Genomic DNA, 16,597 nt, shown 5'->3' on the forward strand with positions numbered 1-16,597 from the left:
CGGGCCGTGGAGACATGACCAGGGCCCCTGGATCCGTACAGCGGATCCCAGGGGCCCTCGCGGGTGACGACGGTGCTTCACACCCGCCGCAGCACCGCCACGACCTTGCCGAGGATCGTTGCCTCGTCGCCGGGGATCGGCTGGTACGCGGAGTTGTGCGGGAGCAGCCACACATGGCCGTCCTCGCGCTTGAAGCGCTTGACCGTGGCCTCGCCGTCCAGCATGGCGGCCACGATGTCGCCGTTCTCCGCCACGGGCTGGCGTCGTACGGTGACCCAGTCCCCGTCGCAGATCGCCGCTTCGATCATCGAGTCACCGACGACCTTCAGCACGAACAGTTCTCCGTCCCCGACCAGCTGGCGGGGGAGAGGGAACACGTCCTCCACCGATTCCTCGGCGAGGATCGGCCCACCGGCCGCGATCCGGCCGACCAGCGGCACGTACGACGCCGCGGGCTTCCCGGTGGTGTCCGTGGGCTGGGTGCTGGGCTGGTCGGAGCCACGTACCTCGTACGCCCGCGGGCGGTGGGGGTCGCGGCGCAGGAAGCCCTTGCGCTCCAGGGCCATCAGCTGATGTGCGACGGAGGACGTGCTGGAAAGGCCCACCGCCTGACCGATCTCCCGCATCGACGGGGGGTAGCCCCGGCGTTGTACGGAGTCCCGGATGACTTCGATCACTCGCCGCTGCCGGTCCGTGAGCCCCGAGCTGTCCGCCCGGATTCCAGGAGGTCGTCCGGGCAGCGAGCGCGCTGGGCGCCCGGGCTCCGGCCCCTCCGTGTTCGTGACTGAGTCATTCATGGCATGCACCGGCTCGAGTCGGCTCTGGGAGCGGTCCTGGGCAGTGATGATGGCACTGTCTGCGGTGGTGGTCACGTCGGCCCCTCTCGAATGGTCTCCCTAGCTGGACAACGGTAGTAGCTTTCGAAAGGTTGCGCCAAACACACGTTCGAGTGAAAAACGAATAAAAGTGTGCCGAGTGTTCAGTGCCGGGTGTATGAGCGAAGCCGGGAGGGGCGTCGCACCGTCGGGCCGGACGGTTTCCCGACGGCTTCCCGCGCGTGCGCACGTTCCGGCAATTCGCATCATTACGCTACCGTCCGTGCCCGCGGCGTGAGCGCGCGGGGTCGCGGTCCAGCTCGCCCGAGGTGGCCGCGGGAGTGGCCGGACGGATGCTCCCGCGGCCCCGGGAGCATCGCCCCGCACGCGGTCGCGCCGGGTGCTTCCCGTACCCTCGTGGTCGGTCGTACGCTGCCTTCCGGCCATGTCGGACGCGCGACACGCGCCAGGGCCAAATGCGCGACCAAACCCAAGATCTAGTGGTTGGATTGCTACAGCCACCCAGAAGTTGTGGTCCCCGTCCATCGGGGGTGTGGTCATCGCCTATGCTTGAGACCGCTTCGAAGGCCCCTCACCGGGCCTGAAGAGGCTATTCAGTCGTGCTGTGAAGGAGGGTTGGGAGCCATGCACTGCCCCTTCTGCAGGCACCCCGACAGCCGGGTCGTCGACAGTCGCACCACCGACGACGGGACCTCGATCCGCCGGCGTCGCCAGTGTCCCGACTGCTCCCGCCGTTTCACGACGGTGGAGACCTGCTCGCTCATGGTGGTCAAGCGCAGCGGCGTCACCGAGCCCTTCAGCCGCACCAAGGTCATCTCCGGCGTGCGCAAGGCGTGCCAGGGGCGGCCGGTCACCGAGGACGCCCTCGCCAAACTCGGCCAGCGGGTCGAGGAGGCGGTGCGCGCCACCGGCAGCGCCGAGCTGACCACTCACGACGTGGGTCTGGCCATCCTCGGCCCCCTGCAGGAACTCGACCTCGTCGCGTACCTGCGGTTCGCGTCTGTCTACCGGGCGTTCGACAGCCTCGAAGACTTCGAGGCCGCCATCGTGGAACTCCGCGAGCGGCGGCCTCCCGTACAAGGATGCGGGACCGGCGAGACCCTTGAGGTCCCCGTTCCCGCCGTCGCCGCCGACTGAGCGGCACCCGCCGGCGCGGCTGATCCGAGGATCGGCAGCGGCCTGCACCTGGACCTGTTCCGGACGGCGCATGACGTAGGCGGCGTCCGAAGCATCAGACACACACTGTGCCCGGGGAAGTTCTCGGCACTTCAGGGCGTTTTTGCCCACATATGGGAGGCGGCATGACAGAGACGGCGAGCGGCCCGGCACGAGGTTCCCGCAACAAGGGAGCCAAGTCGACTGCGACCAAGCAGGGCCTGCGTATCGAGCGCATCCACACCACTCCCGGCGTGCATCCGTACGACGAGGTGGCGTGGGAGCGCCGTGACGTCGTCATGACCAACTGGCGCGACGGCTCGATCAACTTCGAGCAGCGTGGCGTCGAGTTCCCCGACTTCTGGTCGGTGAACGCGGTCAACATCGTCACCAGCAAGTACTTCCGCGGGGCTGTCGGCACCCCCCAGCGCGAGACCGGTCTGCGACAGCTGATCGACCGGATCGTGAAGACGTACCGGAAGGCCGGCGAGGACTACAACTACTTCGCCTCTCCCGCGGACGCCGAGATCTTCGAGCACGAGCTGGCGTACGCCCTCCTGCACCAGATCTTCAGCTTCAACTCGCCGGTCTGGTTCAACGTCGGCACGCCCCAGCCGCAGCAGGTCTCCGCCTGCTTCATCCTGGCCGTCGACGACTCCATGGAGTCGATCCTCGACTGGTACAAGGAAGAGGGGATGATCTTCAAGGGCGGCTCCGGCGCCGGCCTGAACCTCTCCCGTATCCGCTCCTCCAAGGAGCTCCTCTCCTCGGGCGGCAACGCCTCCGGCCCGGTCTCCTTCATGCGCGGTGCCGACGCGTCGGCCGGAACGATCAAGTCCGGTGGCGCCACCCGCCGCGCGGCCAAGATGGTCATCCTCGACGTCGACCACCCCGACATCGAGAACTTCATCGAGACCAAGGTGAAGGAGGAGGAGAAGATCCGCGCCCTGCGTGACGCGGGCTTCGACATGGACCTGGGCGGCGACGACATCACGTCCGTCCAGTACCAGAACGCCAACAACTCGGTCCGCGTGAACGACGAGTTCATGAAGGCCGTCGAGTCCGGCGGGAAGTTCGGGCTGCGTGCCCGGATGACCGGCGACGTCATCGAAGAGGTCGAGGCCAAGTCCCTCTTCCGCAAGATGGCCGAGGCCGCCTGGGCCTGCGCCGACCCGGGCATCCAGTACGACGACACCATCAACGCCTGGCACACCTGCCCGGAGTCCGGCCGGATCAACGGCTCGAACCCGTGCAGCGAGTACATGCACCTGGACAACACCTCGTGCAACCTCGCCTCGCTGAACCTGATGAAGTTCCTCAAGGACGACGGCCTGGGCAACCAGTCCTTCGAGTCCGAGCGCTTCGCCAAGGTCGTCGAGCTGGTCATCACCGCGATGGACATCTCCATCTGCTTCGCGGACTTCCCCACCGAGAAGATCGGTGAGAACACCCGCGCCTTCCGCCAGCTGGGCATCGGCTACGCCAACCTCGGCGCGCTGCTGATGGCGACCGGCCACGCGTACGACAGCGACGGCGGCCGCGCGCTCGCCGGCGCCATCACCTCGCTGATGACCGGCACCTCGTACAAGCGCTCCGCCGAGCTGGCCGCCGTCGTCGGTCCGTACGACGGCTACGCCCGTAACGCCGAGCCGCACCAGCGCGTCATGAAGCAGCACGCCGACGCCAACGCCGTGGCCGTGCACGCCGACGATCTGGACAACCCGATCTGGGCCGCCGCGACGGAGGCATGGCAGGACGTCATCCGCCTCGGCGCGAAGAACGGCTTCCGTAACGCGCAGGCGTCGGTCATCGCCCCCACCGGCACGATCGGTCTCGCGATGTCCTGCGACACCACCGGCCTCGAGCCCGACCTCGCCCTGGTCAAGTTCAAGAAGCTGGTCGGCGGCGGCTCGATGCAGATCGTCAACGGCACCGTCCCGCAGGCCCTGCGCCGCCTGGGTTACCAGGAGGAGCAGATCGAGGCGGTCGTCGCCCACATCGCCGAGCACGGCAACGTGATCGACGCCCCCGGCCTGAAGGCCGAGCACTACGAGGTCTTCGACTGCGCGATGGGCGAGCGTTCCATCTCCGCGATGGGCCACGTGCGCATGATGGCGGCCATCCAGCCGTGGATCTCCGGCGCGCTCTCCAAGACGGTGAACCTGCCGGAGACGGCCACCGTCGAGGACGTCGAAGAGGTCTACTTCGAGGCGTGGAAGCTGGGCGTCAAGGCGCTCGCGATCTACCGCGACAACTGCAAGGTCGGCCAGCCCCTCTCCGCGAAGACCAAGGAGAAGGAGAAGGAGGCCGTCACCGCCAAGGCCGAGGACACGATCCGTACCGCGGTCGAGAAGGTCGTCGAGTACCGCCCGGTCCGCAAGCGTCTGCCCAAGGGCCGTCCCGGCATCACCACCTCCTTCACGGTCGGTGGCGCCGAGGGGTACATGACCGCCAACTCCTACCCGGACGACGGTCTCGGCGAGGTCTTCCTGAAGATGTCCAAGCAGGGTTCGACCCTCGCGGGCATGATGGACGCCTTCTCCATCGCCGTCTCGGTCGGTCTGCAGTACGGCGTCCCGCTGGAGACGTACGTCTCGAAGTTCACCAACATGCGCTTCGAGCCGGCCGGCATGACGGACGACCCGGACGTGCGGATGGCGCAGTCGATCGTCGACTACATCTTCCGCCGCCTGGCGCTGGACTTCCTGCCGTTCGAGACCCGCTCGGCCCTCGGCATCCACTCCGCCGAGGAGCGTCAGCGCCACCTGGACACCGGCTCCTACGAGCCGTCGTTCGAGGAGGAGCAGCTGGAGGCCGAGAACCTGGTCAGGTCCGCTCCGGCCGAGCGCGCGGAGCCGCTCAAGGTGGTCACCACCGTCGAGGAGGCCGGCACGCCGGCTCCGAAGACGGCGCACACCTCCGCGGAGCTCGTCGAGATGCAGCTCGGTATCAGCGCGGACGCCCCGCTCTGCTTCTCCTGCGGTACGAAGATGCAGCGCGCCGGTTCCTGCTACATCTGCGAGGGCTGCGGCTCGACCAGCGGCTGCAGCTGACCGGACCGGATGCCCCGAGAGGGGCTGAGGCACGTGCCGAAGGGGGCGGGCAGGACTCCGATCGTGGAGTTCCTGCCCGCCCCCTTCTTCGCCGTGTCAGGTCAGGCGCCGGACGGACGGCTGCCCATCGCCGCGGCGAACGAGTCGGCGTCCCCGTCGAATCCCCGTACCGTGTCGTGGAACAGCCAGACGCCCGAGGAGTCCCGTACGAACTCGGCGACGACGGCCGCCGTCGCCGTGGGGACCGTCGAGAAGTCGTCCTCGGCGAGGCTGGTGTATCCCTCACGGATCTGCACGCCGGTGCTGTCTATCGCCCCGAACGTCTTGTGGCCGTCGCGCTGCTGGATGGCGACACCGACGACGACCCGGGAGTACGCCTCCGAGAGCCGGTCCAGCTCCAGCGTCATGACCTCGTCGTACCCGAGGCCCTGACCGGTCCTGCTGTCGCGGTTCAGCGTGATCGTGCCGTCGGGCGCGCGGCTGTCGAAGTGCACGAGGTACGCAGGGGCGCCGTACGGCTCCTCGGCCGGGTAGGTCGCCGCGATGATGTCGAGGTCGTTGGCGGGCTCGCCGTGAGGGCTGGGGTCCCACTTGACCCTGACCTCGACCTTCTCGATGTCCTTGTTGGGAGTGCTCATCGGGCTTCGCTCCTTCACGCGGGGCCGTCGCTCGGGGCCGTCGCTCCGGTTCTATCACCCGATCATGTCGGTAACGGCCCCCGGAACCAACCGTCTTGGGGGCGAGGGGCGTAATCGGGCCACGTCAGGGGCGCGGTGTCTCAATGCGGGATCTGCCGCGGTGGACGCGTGCGCACCTCGTCCCGGAAGGCCGCGATCGCGCTGCTGACCTGACGCAGGAGGTGGGTGTGCTCGATGCGGTCGAGATAGAGACAGTTGCGGGCGACTCCCTCCAGTTCGAAGGCGAAGTACAGGGACATCAGCGGATTGACGAAGAGCTCGCTGTTGCTGGTGCGCGAGGTGAACCGGACATCTCCGAACTCTCCCCTGACCGCCGCGGCGATGGATCCGTTGACGATGCTCGGGTGATCGGGTGTGTGCTCCTGGGCATGGGCCACCGCGTCGACGAACAGCGCGCCCTCGCGGGTCGTGCGGGGCACGGAGAACGCGCCCAGATACGCGCCGTCGCGGTCGAGCGCGGCGATGTTCTCCAGGACGAGGCCGTGGCTCACACCGTGGTAGGCGTCGACGCCGAACCCGATGGAGACGACCAGGCGGTCCGGCCCCTCGATCGCGGCGAGCGCCGCGACGCTGGTCAGGTCCTCCTCCGGAGTGCCCAGACCGGATTCGTCGCCCCGCATCAGGATGTCCGTGCCGCCGTCGACGAGAACGACGGCGTCGATGTCGTACCGCTCGATCAGCGCGCGGTAGGCGTCGCGCAGCGGCTGGACGCCCGTACGGGACAGGGCGTGGACGCGGCCCGGGTAGCCGTGCAGGGTGAGCCACTGGGCGAGGGTCCGCTCCGGGAAGTACACCTGGTGGAGAGAGGTCTCCGGGGTGATGATGGCGAGGTCGGGGGCGATCCAGGAGTCGAGGGGGAGCCCTTCGAGTGCGCTGAAGGACAGATTGGCGAACTGCACCTGCTTGTTCCGGTGGATCAGGGAGAGCGCGAGGGGAAGCCCGGCGTAGATGTCGAAGCCGCCGCCCGCACCGGCGACGAGGATCCGTTCCGCCGAATCGAGGCGGTCGAACAGGGGGTTGGTGTGCAGCGACGTCATGGCGATCATTGTGCGATCACCCGTGACCGGTTCTGATGTACTCCGTCGGAGCGTGACCCACGCCACGTCCATCACCCGTACGATGATGCGGTGCTGGTCAAGTGGATTCGCTGCAGTGTGGGAGACCGTCGCGGTTTCGAGCGGGGGCAGCGGAAGTGGGCGGGGCTGCTGGGTGAGCCGGGGTTCAGGGGCCAGGGCGGCGGCTGGAGCCGCAGCCGGCCGGAGGTGGCCCATGTCTTCGCGTTCTGGGAGAACAGGGTCTTCTACGACTCCTTCATGGCGCGCGGACACGACGCGCTGGCCGCGGCACAGGTCGGTACGTGCCACGACATCCAGGTCAAGCTGTTCGAGTACCGCTTCGACGTGAAGACCGGCTTCGAGCCCCACTTCACGGACGCGGACGTGGTCAGGGTGGCGCACAGCAAGGTGCACGAGGACCGTGTCGAGCACTTCGCGCTGATGCAGCGGCGGGTGTGGAATCCGGCGATGGCCGGATCGCCCGGAATGCTGCGCGGCGTGTTCGGAGAGGCGCCCGGGCACGAGTTCCTGGTCCTGTCGATGTGGCAGTCCAGCGCGGAGCGCGGCAAGTACCGCCCGGCGAGTGCCGAGAGGCTCTCGCAGCGGGCACAGACCGAGGACGACGTGGTCTCGCTCGCCGGTGACGTCGTGCGGCTCGAACCGTCATGGACGGTGTGACCGGCCGGCGCGGCCAGGGGTTGATGCGCGACATGCACCGTCGGGTTCCGGACAATTGCTCGAACGGCGGCGACTCGATCTAGGGTCGGTACATGGCAAGACCGCAACGCATTGTCCTCGTCAGGCACGGCGAGTCCGAGGGCAACGCCGACGACACCGTGTACGAGCGCGAGCCCGACCACGCGCTGAGACTCACCCCGACCGGACTGCGGCAGTCCCGCGAGACCGGGGTGCGGCTGCGCGAACTCTTCGACGGGGAGCGGGTCAGCGTGTACGTCTCGCCCTACCGCCGGACGCACGAGACGTTCAGATCCCTCGGCCTGGACCTGGACCGGGTCAGGGTGCGGGAGGAGCCCCGGCTGCGCGAGCAGGACTGGGGGAACTGGCAGGACCGGGACGACGTGCGCCTCCAGAAGGCGTACCGGGACGCCTACGGACACTTCTTCTACCGCTTCGCGCAGGGCGAGTCCGGCGCGGACGTGTACGACCGGGTGGGCGCCTTCCTGGAAAGCCTGTACCGCAGCTTCGAGGACCCGGACCACCCGCCGAACGTGCTGATGGTCACGCACGGACTCACCATGCGGCTGTTCTGCATGCGCTGGTTCCACTGGTCCGTGGCCGAATTCGAATCGCTGTCCAATCCGGACAACGGGGAATCGCGGACGCTGGTTCTCGGTAAGGACGGCCGCTACACGCTGGACAGGCCGTTCGAGCGCTGGCGCACCCCTGAGCCGTACGGCATCACCGGATAGAGTGGAAGCGATGACCGAATCCGCTTCCGACCCGCGCTTCGAACGCGCCCTTGCCAGCCTGCGTGGCCTCTCCGTGGGGGACGCCCTGGGCTCCCAGTTCTTCGTGCCCGCCCACTATCCACTCCTGAAGGACCGCGCCCTGCCCGCGGGGCACTGGCAGTGGACCGACGACACCGAGATGGCCGCCTCGGTCCTGGCCGTGCTGCGGAAGCACGGCCGCATCGACCAGGACGCGCTCGCCCGCTCCTTCGCGGTGCACCACGACTTCGACCGGGGGTACGGCCCCGCCGTGAACCGCCTGCTCAGGCTGGTCCGGGAAGGCGGGGACTGGCGCGAACTGGCCTCCGCGCTCTTCCAGGGCCAGGGCTCGTGGGGCAACGGCTCGTCGATGCGCATCGCACCGCTCGGCGCCTGGTACGCGGACGACCCCGAACAGGCCACGCACCAGGCCGAGATCTCCTCATACACCACGCATCAGCACCGGGAAGCCGTCGTGGGCGCCATGGCGGTCGCGGCGGCCGCCTCGCTCGCGGCGTCGCCCACCGGCCCGCCGACGCCGGGGGACCTCCTGGACGGCGTGATCGCGCTCGTGCCGCGCAGCGCGGTCGGCGCCGGGCTGCGCAGGGCCCGCGACATGCTGGACTACAAGGACGCGGGCACGGTCGCCGCGGTCCTCGGCAACGGGCGCCGTACGAGCGCGCACGACACGGTTCCCTTCGCTCTCTGGTCCGCTGCACGCAGTCTCGGCGATTTCGAGCAGGCCTTCTGGGTGACCGCCCAGGCCGGCGGCGACGTCGACACGACGTGTGCGATCGTCGGCGGAGTGGTGGCGTCGGGCGCGGCGGGCGCACCACCGGCCGAATGGACGGCCCGGACGGAAGAACTGCCGGACTGGATGCTGCGGTAGGCCACATTCCGCCCTGGAGTGGAGGTCGGGGTGGGCTGTTTTCCGCCGCCTCACTGATGGCGGAACGGCCCGGTTCCGCCCCGATCGGATGGCGGGACGGCCCGGTTCCGCCCCGATCGGATGGTGCGACGGCCCGCATTCCGGTCCCTACCGGACGGCGGGACGGCCCGGATTCCGCCCCCGACCGGATGGCGGGACAGGCCGCCCTCCGTGCTTGACTGTCACGGAACTGCCACAGCGTCGCCCCTGACGGCTGACAGCCGTCACGGGGGGTTACTCTTTCGGCCACGCCGCCCTCGGTGATCATCACGACGGGTGCGCACCGAATGAGACGCCGGGGGGCCGCGCTGCCCAGGGCTCGCGCGAGCGGATCCCGGTGGGGAGGGGTCCCGTGTCAGATCACACGCCAGAATCACCCCGGCAGGAGCCTGCGCCCAGCGCACCGGAGGCAGCCGAGCCGGTGCCCGCGGAGGGCCCGCCATCCGTGGAGGCCGGGCCGGCCGGGATACCGGCGGAGCCGGCCGGTGCCACGCGGTCGGAGAAGGTCGCCGGTGCGCCGGCAGCCGGCACGTCCCGGCCCGAGGGCGTCGACGCGGCGCCGGCGGGAGACGCGGCACACGGGCCCGCCCGAGCCCCGCAGCCGCCCGGGAGACCCGCGGTCCCCCAGCCGCGGGACATCGGACCGCAGCCTCCGAAGGTACCGGCCTACGCTCAACAGGCACGGCCGCCGCAGCCCAATCCGTGGGGGCAGCCCAGGCAGGCACCGGCACCTTCGGAGCTCTCGCGGCTCCGCCCGGTCAAGCCGGGAGCCATTCCGGGCGCCACGCTCTGGGCCGTACTCGCCACGGGGCTGCTCAGTGCCCTGCTGCTCGGCGAGGGCATCGGTCTGAATCTGCTCGTCGTGGCGTTCACCGCAGCGCTCGCGGCGTACTTCGCCGCCCGCGCGACGGCCCGCCGACTGCGCCCCTGGACCGCGGTCTGGGCGGTCGGCGGGCTGGCCCTGCTTGTTGTCCCGGCACTCCGCGACGCCGGCTGGCCGAGCTTCCTCGCCATCGTGTCCGCGTTCGCGCTCGGATCCCTCGCGCTGCACGGCAGCCGCAGCTGGCTCGGGATATTCCTCGGATCGCTGGGGCTGCTCACATCCGTCGCCGAGTCGCTGGGCTGGGGCGCCCGGGGTGTCCGTGAGCGGATGGCGGGTTCCCGGGGGCACTGGGGTGTGGTCTTCCGGTCCACGGTCGTGGCGGTCGTGCTGCTCATCGTGTTCGGGGCGCTTTTCGCCAGCGCCGACGCGGCGTTCGCCGACGTACTCGGCAGCCTGATGCCCGATGTGTCCGTCGGTGACAGCCCGTGGCGGTTCTTCCTCGGCGTGCTCGGCCTCGTCGGCGCGCTCGCCGCCGCGTACACCGCGGCAGCCCCCGTGCGCTGGGACGGTCTGACGGTCCGCCCGGGCAAGGCGCGGGGCCGTCTGGAATGGGCCCTGCCGCTGGTCGTCCTGAACCTGCTCTTCGCCGCCTTCCTCGCCATCCAGCTCACGGTGCTGCTCGGCGGATACGACAAGGTGATGGCCGAGACCGATCTCAGCTACTCCCAGTACGCCCGCGAGGGGTTCTGGCAGCTGCTCTGGGCCACGCTGCTCACCCTGCTGGTCATCGCGCTCGCGCTGCGCTGGGCGCCGCGCGGCGGAGCACGCGACCGTACGCTCGTCCGCGGAGTGCTCGGCACGCTGTGCCTGCTCACGCTCGTCGTCGTCGCCTCCGCGCTGCGGCGTATGGACCTCTACGTCGACGCGTACGGCCTGACCAGGCTGCGGATCTCCGTGGCGGCGGTCGAGCTGTGGCTCGGCGTGGTCCTCGTGCTGATCATGGCGGCCGGGGTCTTCGGCGCCAGAATGCTGCCGCGGGCCGTTGCGGCGAGCGCGGCCGTCGGCGTCCTGGCGTTCGGGCTCCTCTCGCCCGACGGCCTGATTGCGGAGCAGAACGTCGCGCGATACGACCGCCATCACTCGATCGACGTCGAGTACCTCCGCGGCCTCTCGGCCGATGCCGTGCCGGCCCTCGACACCCTCCCGGAGCCCCTTCGCTCCTGCGCGCTGGAGGAGATCCAGCGGTCGCTGCGGAGTTCGGACGAACCCTGGTACGCCACCAGCTGGGGCGAGGCGAGGGCCCGCGACATCCTCGGGGACTGGGATCCCGGCTACCGCACCAGGGACTGCAGCGGTCTCGGCTCGGGCGACAACGGGAGCGAACGCGGCGACGTGGACGATCCGTACGACCCCTACGACCCGTACTGATCGCCGTAGCGCATCGCACCGGAAGCGGGCCGTCCCCTGGGGGCGGCCCGCTTCCGTTCGTCCGTACGGCGTCCCACCGTGCTTCCCCGTCGCGCGGGGGTTCCGTTCACACCCGCGCTTCTCTGCGGGGCGGCCGTCCGCACGCTCGGTTTCGGGACGCGGCCGACGGGCGGTCGGATCCAAACGGAACACCCCTAGGCCGCCGGCCCTCCTGCCGCCGCCTTTCCGCTCAGCGCCTCCAGGTCGCTCTTTCGCACCCGGATCACCACCAGCGCGGTCAGCAGGGCGAGTCCGGCCATGACCACCGCGGCGAGGAACGCGGTCGAGATGCCCTGGGAGAGCACCGCGTGCCCCCAGCTGCCGGGCAGCTCCTGCGTCTTGGCGAACTCCGCCTTCTGCTCCGGGGACGCCTGCGCAAGGAACTGCGGAACCTGCTTCTCCGCTTCGTTGCGGCTCGCCGTACCGAATACCGTGACCAGAATGGAGAGCCCCAGCGAACCGCCCACCTGCTGGCTCGCGTTCAGCAGGCTGGAGGCGGCCCCGGCCTCGTGCTGGGCGACTCCGGAGACCGCCGTCAGCGTGAGGGTCACGAAGTTCAGTCCCATGCCGAAGCCGAAGATGAGCATCGGGCCCAGGACACCGGACAGATAGCTGCTGTCGGGGGAGATGAACGTGAGCCAGAGCAGGCCCACGCCGGTGAACGCCGAGCCCGTGACCATGAACGGCTTGGGTCCGAGCACCGGAAGGAACCGTTGCGAGAGCCCCGCGCCCACGATGATCGCGACGGTCACGGGAAGGAACGCCAGGCCCGATTCGATGGGGCTGTACGCCAGCACGTTCTGCACGAACAGCACGATGAAGAAGAACATGCCGAACATGGCCGCGGCCAGACTGAGCATGATCACATAGGTCCCGGAACGGTTGCGGTCGGCGAACATCCGCAGCGGAGTGATCGGTTCCTTGGCGCGCATCTCGATGAGGACGAAGGAGGCGAGCAGGATCACCGCGGCGCCGAACGAAGCCAGGGTCACCGAGTCCCGCCAGCCCTCCTCGGAAGCCCGGATGAAGCCGTACACGAGCGAGGCCATGCCAAGGGTCGAGGTCAGGGCACCCGAGATGTCGAAGCGGCCCGGATGCTTCTCGGACTCGTTGATGTACAGCGGCGCCAGGACCGCGATCAGGACGCCGATCGGCACGTTGACGAAGAAGACCCAGCGCCAGTCGAGCCATTCGGTGAGCAGCCCGCCCGCCAGCAGGCCGATCGCCCCGCCACCCGCGGACACGGCGGCGAAGACGCCGAACGCGCGGTTGCGCTCGGGACCTTCCGGGAACGTGGTGGTGATGAGGGCGAGCGAGGTCGGTGAGGCGATGGCCCCGCCGATGCCCTGGAGCGCCCGAGCCGCGAGCAACTGCCAGGGTTCCTGGGCGAATCCGCCCAGCAGCGAGGCCAGCGTGAAGACCAGGATGCCCGTCATGAAGACGCGGCGGCGGCCGAGGATGTCCCCCGCCCGCCCACCGAGCAGCAGCAGACCGCCGAAGGTGAGCGTGTAGGCGCTGAGGACCCAGGAGAGATCGGTGGTCGAGAAGCTGAGTGCATCCTGGATGTGCGGGAGGGCGATGTTGACGATCGTGGAATCGAGCACAACCATCAACTGGCAGGCGGCGATGACGGCCAGGGCGATCCCCGGGCGGCCCTGCTTTCGAGCGGCGCCCGGTGCGTCCTGTGCTTCTAACTGAGAGGTTGTCACTATGGGTCCCCCACAAGTGAATTAGTGAACGGATCCGTTCACTGTCGCGTCAACGTTAGTGAGTCCCCTTCAGTGAACGCAAGCGTTCACTGAATCCTTCGTCGGCGTGCCGTGTCCGTGTCCACCGCCCGGCCGGGGCCTGCTCAGTCCCGCGCCGATCCGTTGCGACGCCCGCTCCGCCATTGACCGCCCGGTTCCGAGCACCGGCCGGCCGGCGCGGGCGTACCGACCTGTTCCGATGGAGAGAAGCTCATGGTTACTTCGCGATCGGCAGCCGCCGCCCGGCAGCCGGTGGTGTCCCTGAGGCGCCGTGGACCCGTGCTGGAACGCGCGATCCTCGATGCCGCGCTGGAGCGGCTGAGTACGGTCGGCTGGACCGGGCTGACGATGGAGGGCGTCGCGGCCGGTGCCCAGACGGGCAAGGCCGCGATCTACCGGCGATGGTCCTCCAAGGAGGACCTGGTCGCGGAAGCGCTGCGCAGCGCCCTTCCGGCGATCGGTGACGCGCCGGACTACGGGAACATCCGCGAAGACCTCTACCAGCTGTGCTGCGGGCTCCGTGACGCCATGCTTTCCAAGTCGGGCTCGGCGCTGCGTGCCGTCCTTCACGAATGTGATGCCGATACGGCGGAACGGTTCCAGTCGGTGATCCTGAGCGGCGTGATCGGGCCGACGACCGCTCTCATCAGAGAAGTCGTGAGCAGGGGGGTCGACCGCGGTGAGGTGCGCGCCGATGCGCTGCGCGGGATGGCCTTCGACGTCATTCCCGCGATGATGATGTACCGCAGCAAGGTGTGCGGAAGCGAATGGACCGACGGGGACATCGCCGACCTGATCGATCAGGTCGCGGTCCCGTTCTTCAGCGCCGGCCCCCGCTGAGCGTCCGCCGCCGAGCCCTGCGACAGGAGGCAGGCAGTGCCTCGCGGCCGAGCTCGTGCGGGCGTTTCCCGTCTCCGTCCGGTGACCCGGAGCCGGACGGAGACGGCCCGGGTACGCCCCGGGGTGTTCTCGGCGCCCCCATCGGCGTACGCTGGCTGACGCCATGCCGTACGAACCACCCACGCACACCGTCGAGCGCTCACTGCGCGCCACCACCGGTGCCAAGACCGTCGCCGGTGTCGACGAGGTCGGACGCGGAGCGTGGGCGGGACCGGTCACCGTGTGTGCCGCGGTCACCGGCCTCCGTAAGCCTCCCCCCGGACTCACCGACTCCAAGCTGATCAGCCCGAAGCGCCGCGCGGAGCTCGCGCCGCTGCTGGAGCGCTGGGTCACCGCGTACGCCCTCGGCGACGCCACACCGCAGGAGATCGACGAGCTCGGTATGACCGCAGCGCTCCGGCTCGCCGCTGTGCGGGCCCTGGAGGCGCTGCCGGTGCGGCCCGACGCGGTGATCCTGGACGGCAAACACGACTACCTGGGCCTGCCCTGGCAGGTGCGCACGGTCATCAAGGGCGACCAGTCCTGCGTCGCGGTCGCCGCGGCCTCGGTCATCGCGAAGGTCCGCAGGGACGCCGTGATGGCCGAACTGGGCGCGGAAACCGGCGAGTACGCGGACTTCGCCTTCGACGCCAACGCCGGTTACCCGTCCCCTGTGCACAGGGCCGCGCTGGAGGAGCGGGGCCCCACGGCCCATCACCGCCTCTCGTGGTCCTACCTCGACGCGCTGCCCAGGTGGCAGCACCTCAAGAAGGTCCGCTTCTCCGCCGAGGCGGCCGCACTGGAAAGCGGGGGCCAGCTCGGCTTCGACTTCTGATCGCGCACATGTGCCCACCCGCCGATGCTTCGTGCGTCGGCGTTTGATAGACAACCACCCATGCCTCTCATCCCCGAGGAGCCTCAGATTCACGAGAGCGTCCAGGGTCCCCGCGCCACCACGGCCACCGGCCGTACCGCGTCGACCCCCCGTCCCGTACCCGGTCCGCGTTCCGCGGCCATGCCGCGCCCCGGTCGTCCGGGTCCCGGCCCCGCGAGGCCCGCGCCCCCGGCGCCGCGCCCGCAATCCACCTCCGGCCGGCCCCAGGCGGCCCGTCCGGAGAATCGTTCCGCACCCCAGCTTCAGGTGATCCCCGCCGCTGCCGACGGTGCGCTGGATGCCGCCGACGAGGCGGTGGATCTGCTGCTCGACTCCGGTCGCGCACCCGGAGACATCCTGGTGCTCACCACCGGTGAGCAGCACCCGTGGGCGACGCACGAGCTCTCCTTCGGCGAGGGTGCCTACTGGGCCCAGCACGAAGCGGGCGAGGACGTGTTCTTCGCCGGTGCCGCGGCGGTGGACCGTCTGAAGCCACGGCCGGTGGTGATCATCGCGGTCAACGGTACCGATGACGACGCCGCCGAGCGTGCGCTGACTGCGGCGCAGGGCCGCGCCGGAGCCCTGTTGATCGTCTGCGGCGATCCGCAGCGGATCAACTCCGTGCTCGGCGCGGGTGTCTGAGCCGGACCGGATATGACGTAGCAGCGGGCACGTGAGCCCGGGCCGGAGCGCATCGATGATGTGCTGCGGCCCGGACAGGTGCGATGTGCCGCTGCCCGGAGGCCGGAGTCCTTGCCCCGGTGACTGGCGCCCCGGTGGCCGTTCGCCGGAGACGTGCTGCCGGCCTGTGGTGACCCGGCTGCCCGTGAGGGTGGCCGGGCCTGCGGCCCGGCCGGGCAGTCAGCCGAGGCCCGGTCAGGGGAGCCGCCTGCGGCTGGGCTCAGCGAGCCGCGGTGCGGTGCAGCGCCTGGACCGCACCGCCGCCCGTGCGCACGGGGCCGGGATCCTGGTCCCGCGCGGCGTCGGCGAGGGAAGCCGGCTGCGACGCGGAGTGGGGACGACGGCCGCCGCGGCCCTCCCCGAGCACCTGCCAGCCGCCACGGGTCAGCGTGATGTACGCGCCGCACCGCAGCCCGTGGAGAGTGCAGGCATCCCGCAACCCCCACATCCAGGCTCCGTCCTCCTCCGTCCAACGCTCGTCCCCCTCACGGCAGTAGAGCAGTACCGCGGTACGCACGGGGGTACGGCGGCGAAGATCGTGCGGAATCACCCGGCGCAGGTGCGCCAGCAGGGCGTTACGGAACTCCCAGCCGTCCGCCGACACCGAACGACGGGCGAACGAGGCGCTGGCCGTCAGACGTTCCTCGTGATCGAGCACAGCGACGACGGCGGTCTGCGGGGTCGGCCGATGCCTTGAGTGCAGGCCGCTGACCACCTCGCGCGGGCTGCGCAGCAGGGGTATGCCCGCTGCCGCCCACTCGGCCGGTTCGAGCATTCTGGCAAGGCGGTTGGCGGAGTCTGTGGCCGGCGACATCGACGTGGCTGCGGACGGAGCGAATCCGAAGGTCACGGTCCTCCCTTCGCATACGCGCCCACGATGCGGGCAGAGTCGAATGAGGGCGCGCCGCAGCACAGCCCTTCCGGGCCCGCGAAAAGACCGTGCGGGGAGCGA

At 69.8% G+C, this 16,597-nt stretch carries 14 protein-coding genes; 9 read left to right on the forward strand and 5 right to left on the reverse strand.

Going from position 1 to position 16,597, the window contains the following annotated elements; genetic code table 11:
* Window positions 1-77: 77 nt before the first annotated feature.
* The gene (gene lexA, locus EAO72_RS36645) at window positions 78-872 is read right to left on the reverse strand and encodes a transcriptional repressor LexA (RefSeq protein ID WP_148021322.1); all 795 of its coding nucleotides are present in this window, start codon (window positions 870-872) and stop codon (window positions 78-80) included.
* Window positions 873-1,460: 588 nt separating this feature from the next.
* On the opposite strand from lexA, the gene nrdR reads away from it, so the two are divergent.
* Together nrdR and EAO72_RS36655 are read left to right on the forward strand one after the other, a co-directional pair.
* Window positions 1,461-1,973, forward strand: a complete 513-nt coding sequence (gene nrdR, locus EAO72_RS36650; RefSeq protein ID WP_148021323.1) for a transcriptional regulator NrdR — start codon at window positions 1,461-1,463, stop codon at window positions 1,971-1,973.
* 164 nt (window positions 1,974-2,137) lie between these two features.
* Window positions 2,138-5,044, forward strand: a complete 2,907-nt coding sequence (locus EAO72_RS36655) for a vitamin B12-dependent ribonucleotide reductase (protein WP_148021324.1) — start codon at window positions 2,138-2,140, stop codon at window positions 5,042-5,044.
* A 101-nt stretch (window positions 5,045-5,145) separates the two neighbouring features.
* Here EAO72_RS36655 and EAO72_RS36660 read toward each other — a convergent pair whose 3' ends face one another.
* Both EAO72_RS36660 and EAO72_RS36665 read right to left on the reverse strand, forming a co-directional pair.
* Window positions 5,146-5,682 carry a TerD family protein gene (locus EAO72_RS36660; protein ID WP_148021325.1) on the reverse strand — a complete coding sequence of 179 codons (537 nt, stop codon included), beginning with the start codon at window positions 5,680-5,682 and terminating at the stop codon, window positions 5,146-5,148.
* 140 nt (window positions 5,683-5,822) lie between these two features.
* The gene (locus EAO72_RS36665; protein WP_148021326.1) at window positions 5,823-6,779 is read right to left on the reverse strand and encodes a DUF1152 domain-containing protein; all 957 of its coding nucleotides are present in this window, start codon (window positions 6,777-6,779) and stop codon (window positions 5,823-5,825) included.
* Between the two features lie 90 nt (window positions 6,780-6,869).
* Between EAO72_RS36665 and EAO72_RS36670 the strand changes: the two genes are divergently transcribed.
* The 4 genes from EAO72_RS36670 (at window position 6,870) to EAO72_RS36685 (ending at window position 11,424) form a co-directional block, all read left to right on the forward strand.
* Window positions 6,870-7,475 (forward strand): YdbC family protein, encoded by a 606-nt coding sequence (locus EAO72_RS36670; RefSeq protein WP_148021327.1) that lies wholly within the window; start codon window positions 6,870-6,872, stop codon window positions 7,473-7,475.
* Between the two features lie 92 nt (window positions 7,476-7,567).
* Window positions 7,568-8,227: a histidine phosphatase family protein gene (locus EAO72_RS36675; protein ID WP_148021328.1), complete on the forward strand. Its 660-nt coding sequence runs from the start codon at window positions 7,568-7,570 to the stop codon at window positions 8,225-8,227.
* A 10-nt stretch (window positions 8,228-8,237) separates the two neighbouring features.
* Window positions 8,238-9,134 (forward strand): ADP-ribosylglycohydrolase family protein, encoded by an 897-nt coding sequence (locus tag EAO72_RS36680; protein ID WP_148021329.1) that lies wholly within the window; start codon window positions 8,238-8,240, stop codon window positions 9,132-9,134.
* A 484-nt stretch (window positions 9,135-9,618) separates the two neighbouring features.
* The gene (locus tag EAO72_RS36685) at window positions 9,619-11,424 is read left to right on the forward strand and encodes a DUF4153 domain-containing protein (RefSeq protein WP_315986327.1); all 1,806 of its coding nucleotides are present in this window, start codon (window positions 9,619-9,621) and stop codon (window positions 11,422-11,424) included.
* A 194-nt stretch (window positions 11,425-11,618) separates the two neighbouring features.
* On the opposite strand, the gene EAO72_RS36690 is transcribed toward EAO72_RS36685, so the two are convergent.
* Complete coding sequence (locus EAO72_RS36690) at window positions 11,619-13,172, reverse strand: MFS transporter (RefSeq protein ID WP_148021330.1); 1,554 nt, start codon at window positions 13,170-13,172, stop codon at window positions 11,619-11,621.
* 252 nt (window positions 13,173-13,424) lie between these two features.
* Between EAO72_RS36690 and EAO72_RS36695 the strand changes: the two genes are divergently transcribed.
* The 3 genes from EAO72_RS36695 (at window position 13,425) to EAO72_RS36705 (ending at window position 15,606) form a co-directional block, all read left to right on the forward strand.
* Window positions 13,425-14,051, forward strand: a complete 627-nt coding sequence (locus tag EAO72_RS36695) for a TetR/AcrR family transcriptional regulator (protein ID WP_148021331.1) — start codon at window positions 13,425-13,427, stop codon at window positions 14,049-14,051.
* Between the two features lie 163 nt (window positions 14,052-14,214).
* Window positions 14,215-14,925: a ribonuclease HII gene (locus EAO72_RS36700; RefSeq protein ID WP_148021332.1), complete on the forward strand. Its 711-nt coding sequence runs from the start codon at window positions 14,215-14,217 to the stop codon at window positions 14,923-14,925.
* Window positions 14,926-14,985: 60 nt separating this feature from the next.
* Window positions 14,986-15,606, forward strand: coding sequence for a hypothetical protein (locus tag EAO72_RS36705; protein ID WP_148021333.1), 621 nt, complete (start codon window positions 14,986-14,988; stop codon window positions 15,604-15,606).
* Between the two features lie 259 nt (window positions 15,607-15,865).
* Here the strand turns inward: EAO72_RS36705 and EAO72_RS36710 are convergent, their stop codons facing one another.
* Window positions 15,866-16,495: a hypothetical protein gene (locus EAO72_RS36710; RefSeq protein WP_148021334.1), complete on the reverse strand. Its 630-nt coding sequence runs from the start codon at window positions 16,493-16,495 to the stop codon at window positions 15,866-15,868.
* Window positions 16,496-16,597 lie beyond the last annotated feature (102 nt).

Origin of the sequence: Streptomyces sp. OR43 (assembly GCF_008042275.1) — a bacterium.
Classification (GTDB): domain Bacteria; phylum Actinomycetota; class Actinomycetes; order Streptomycetales; family Streptomycetaceae; genus Streptomyces.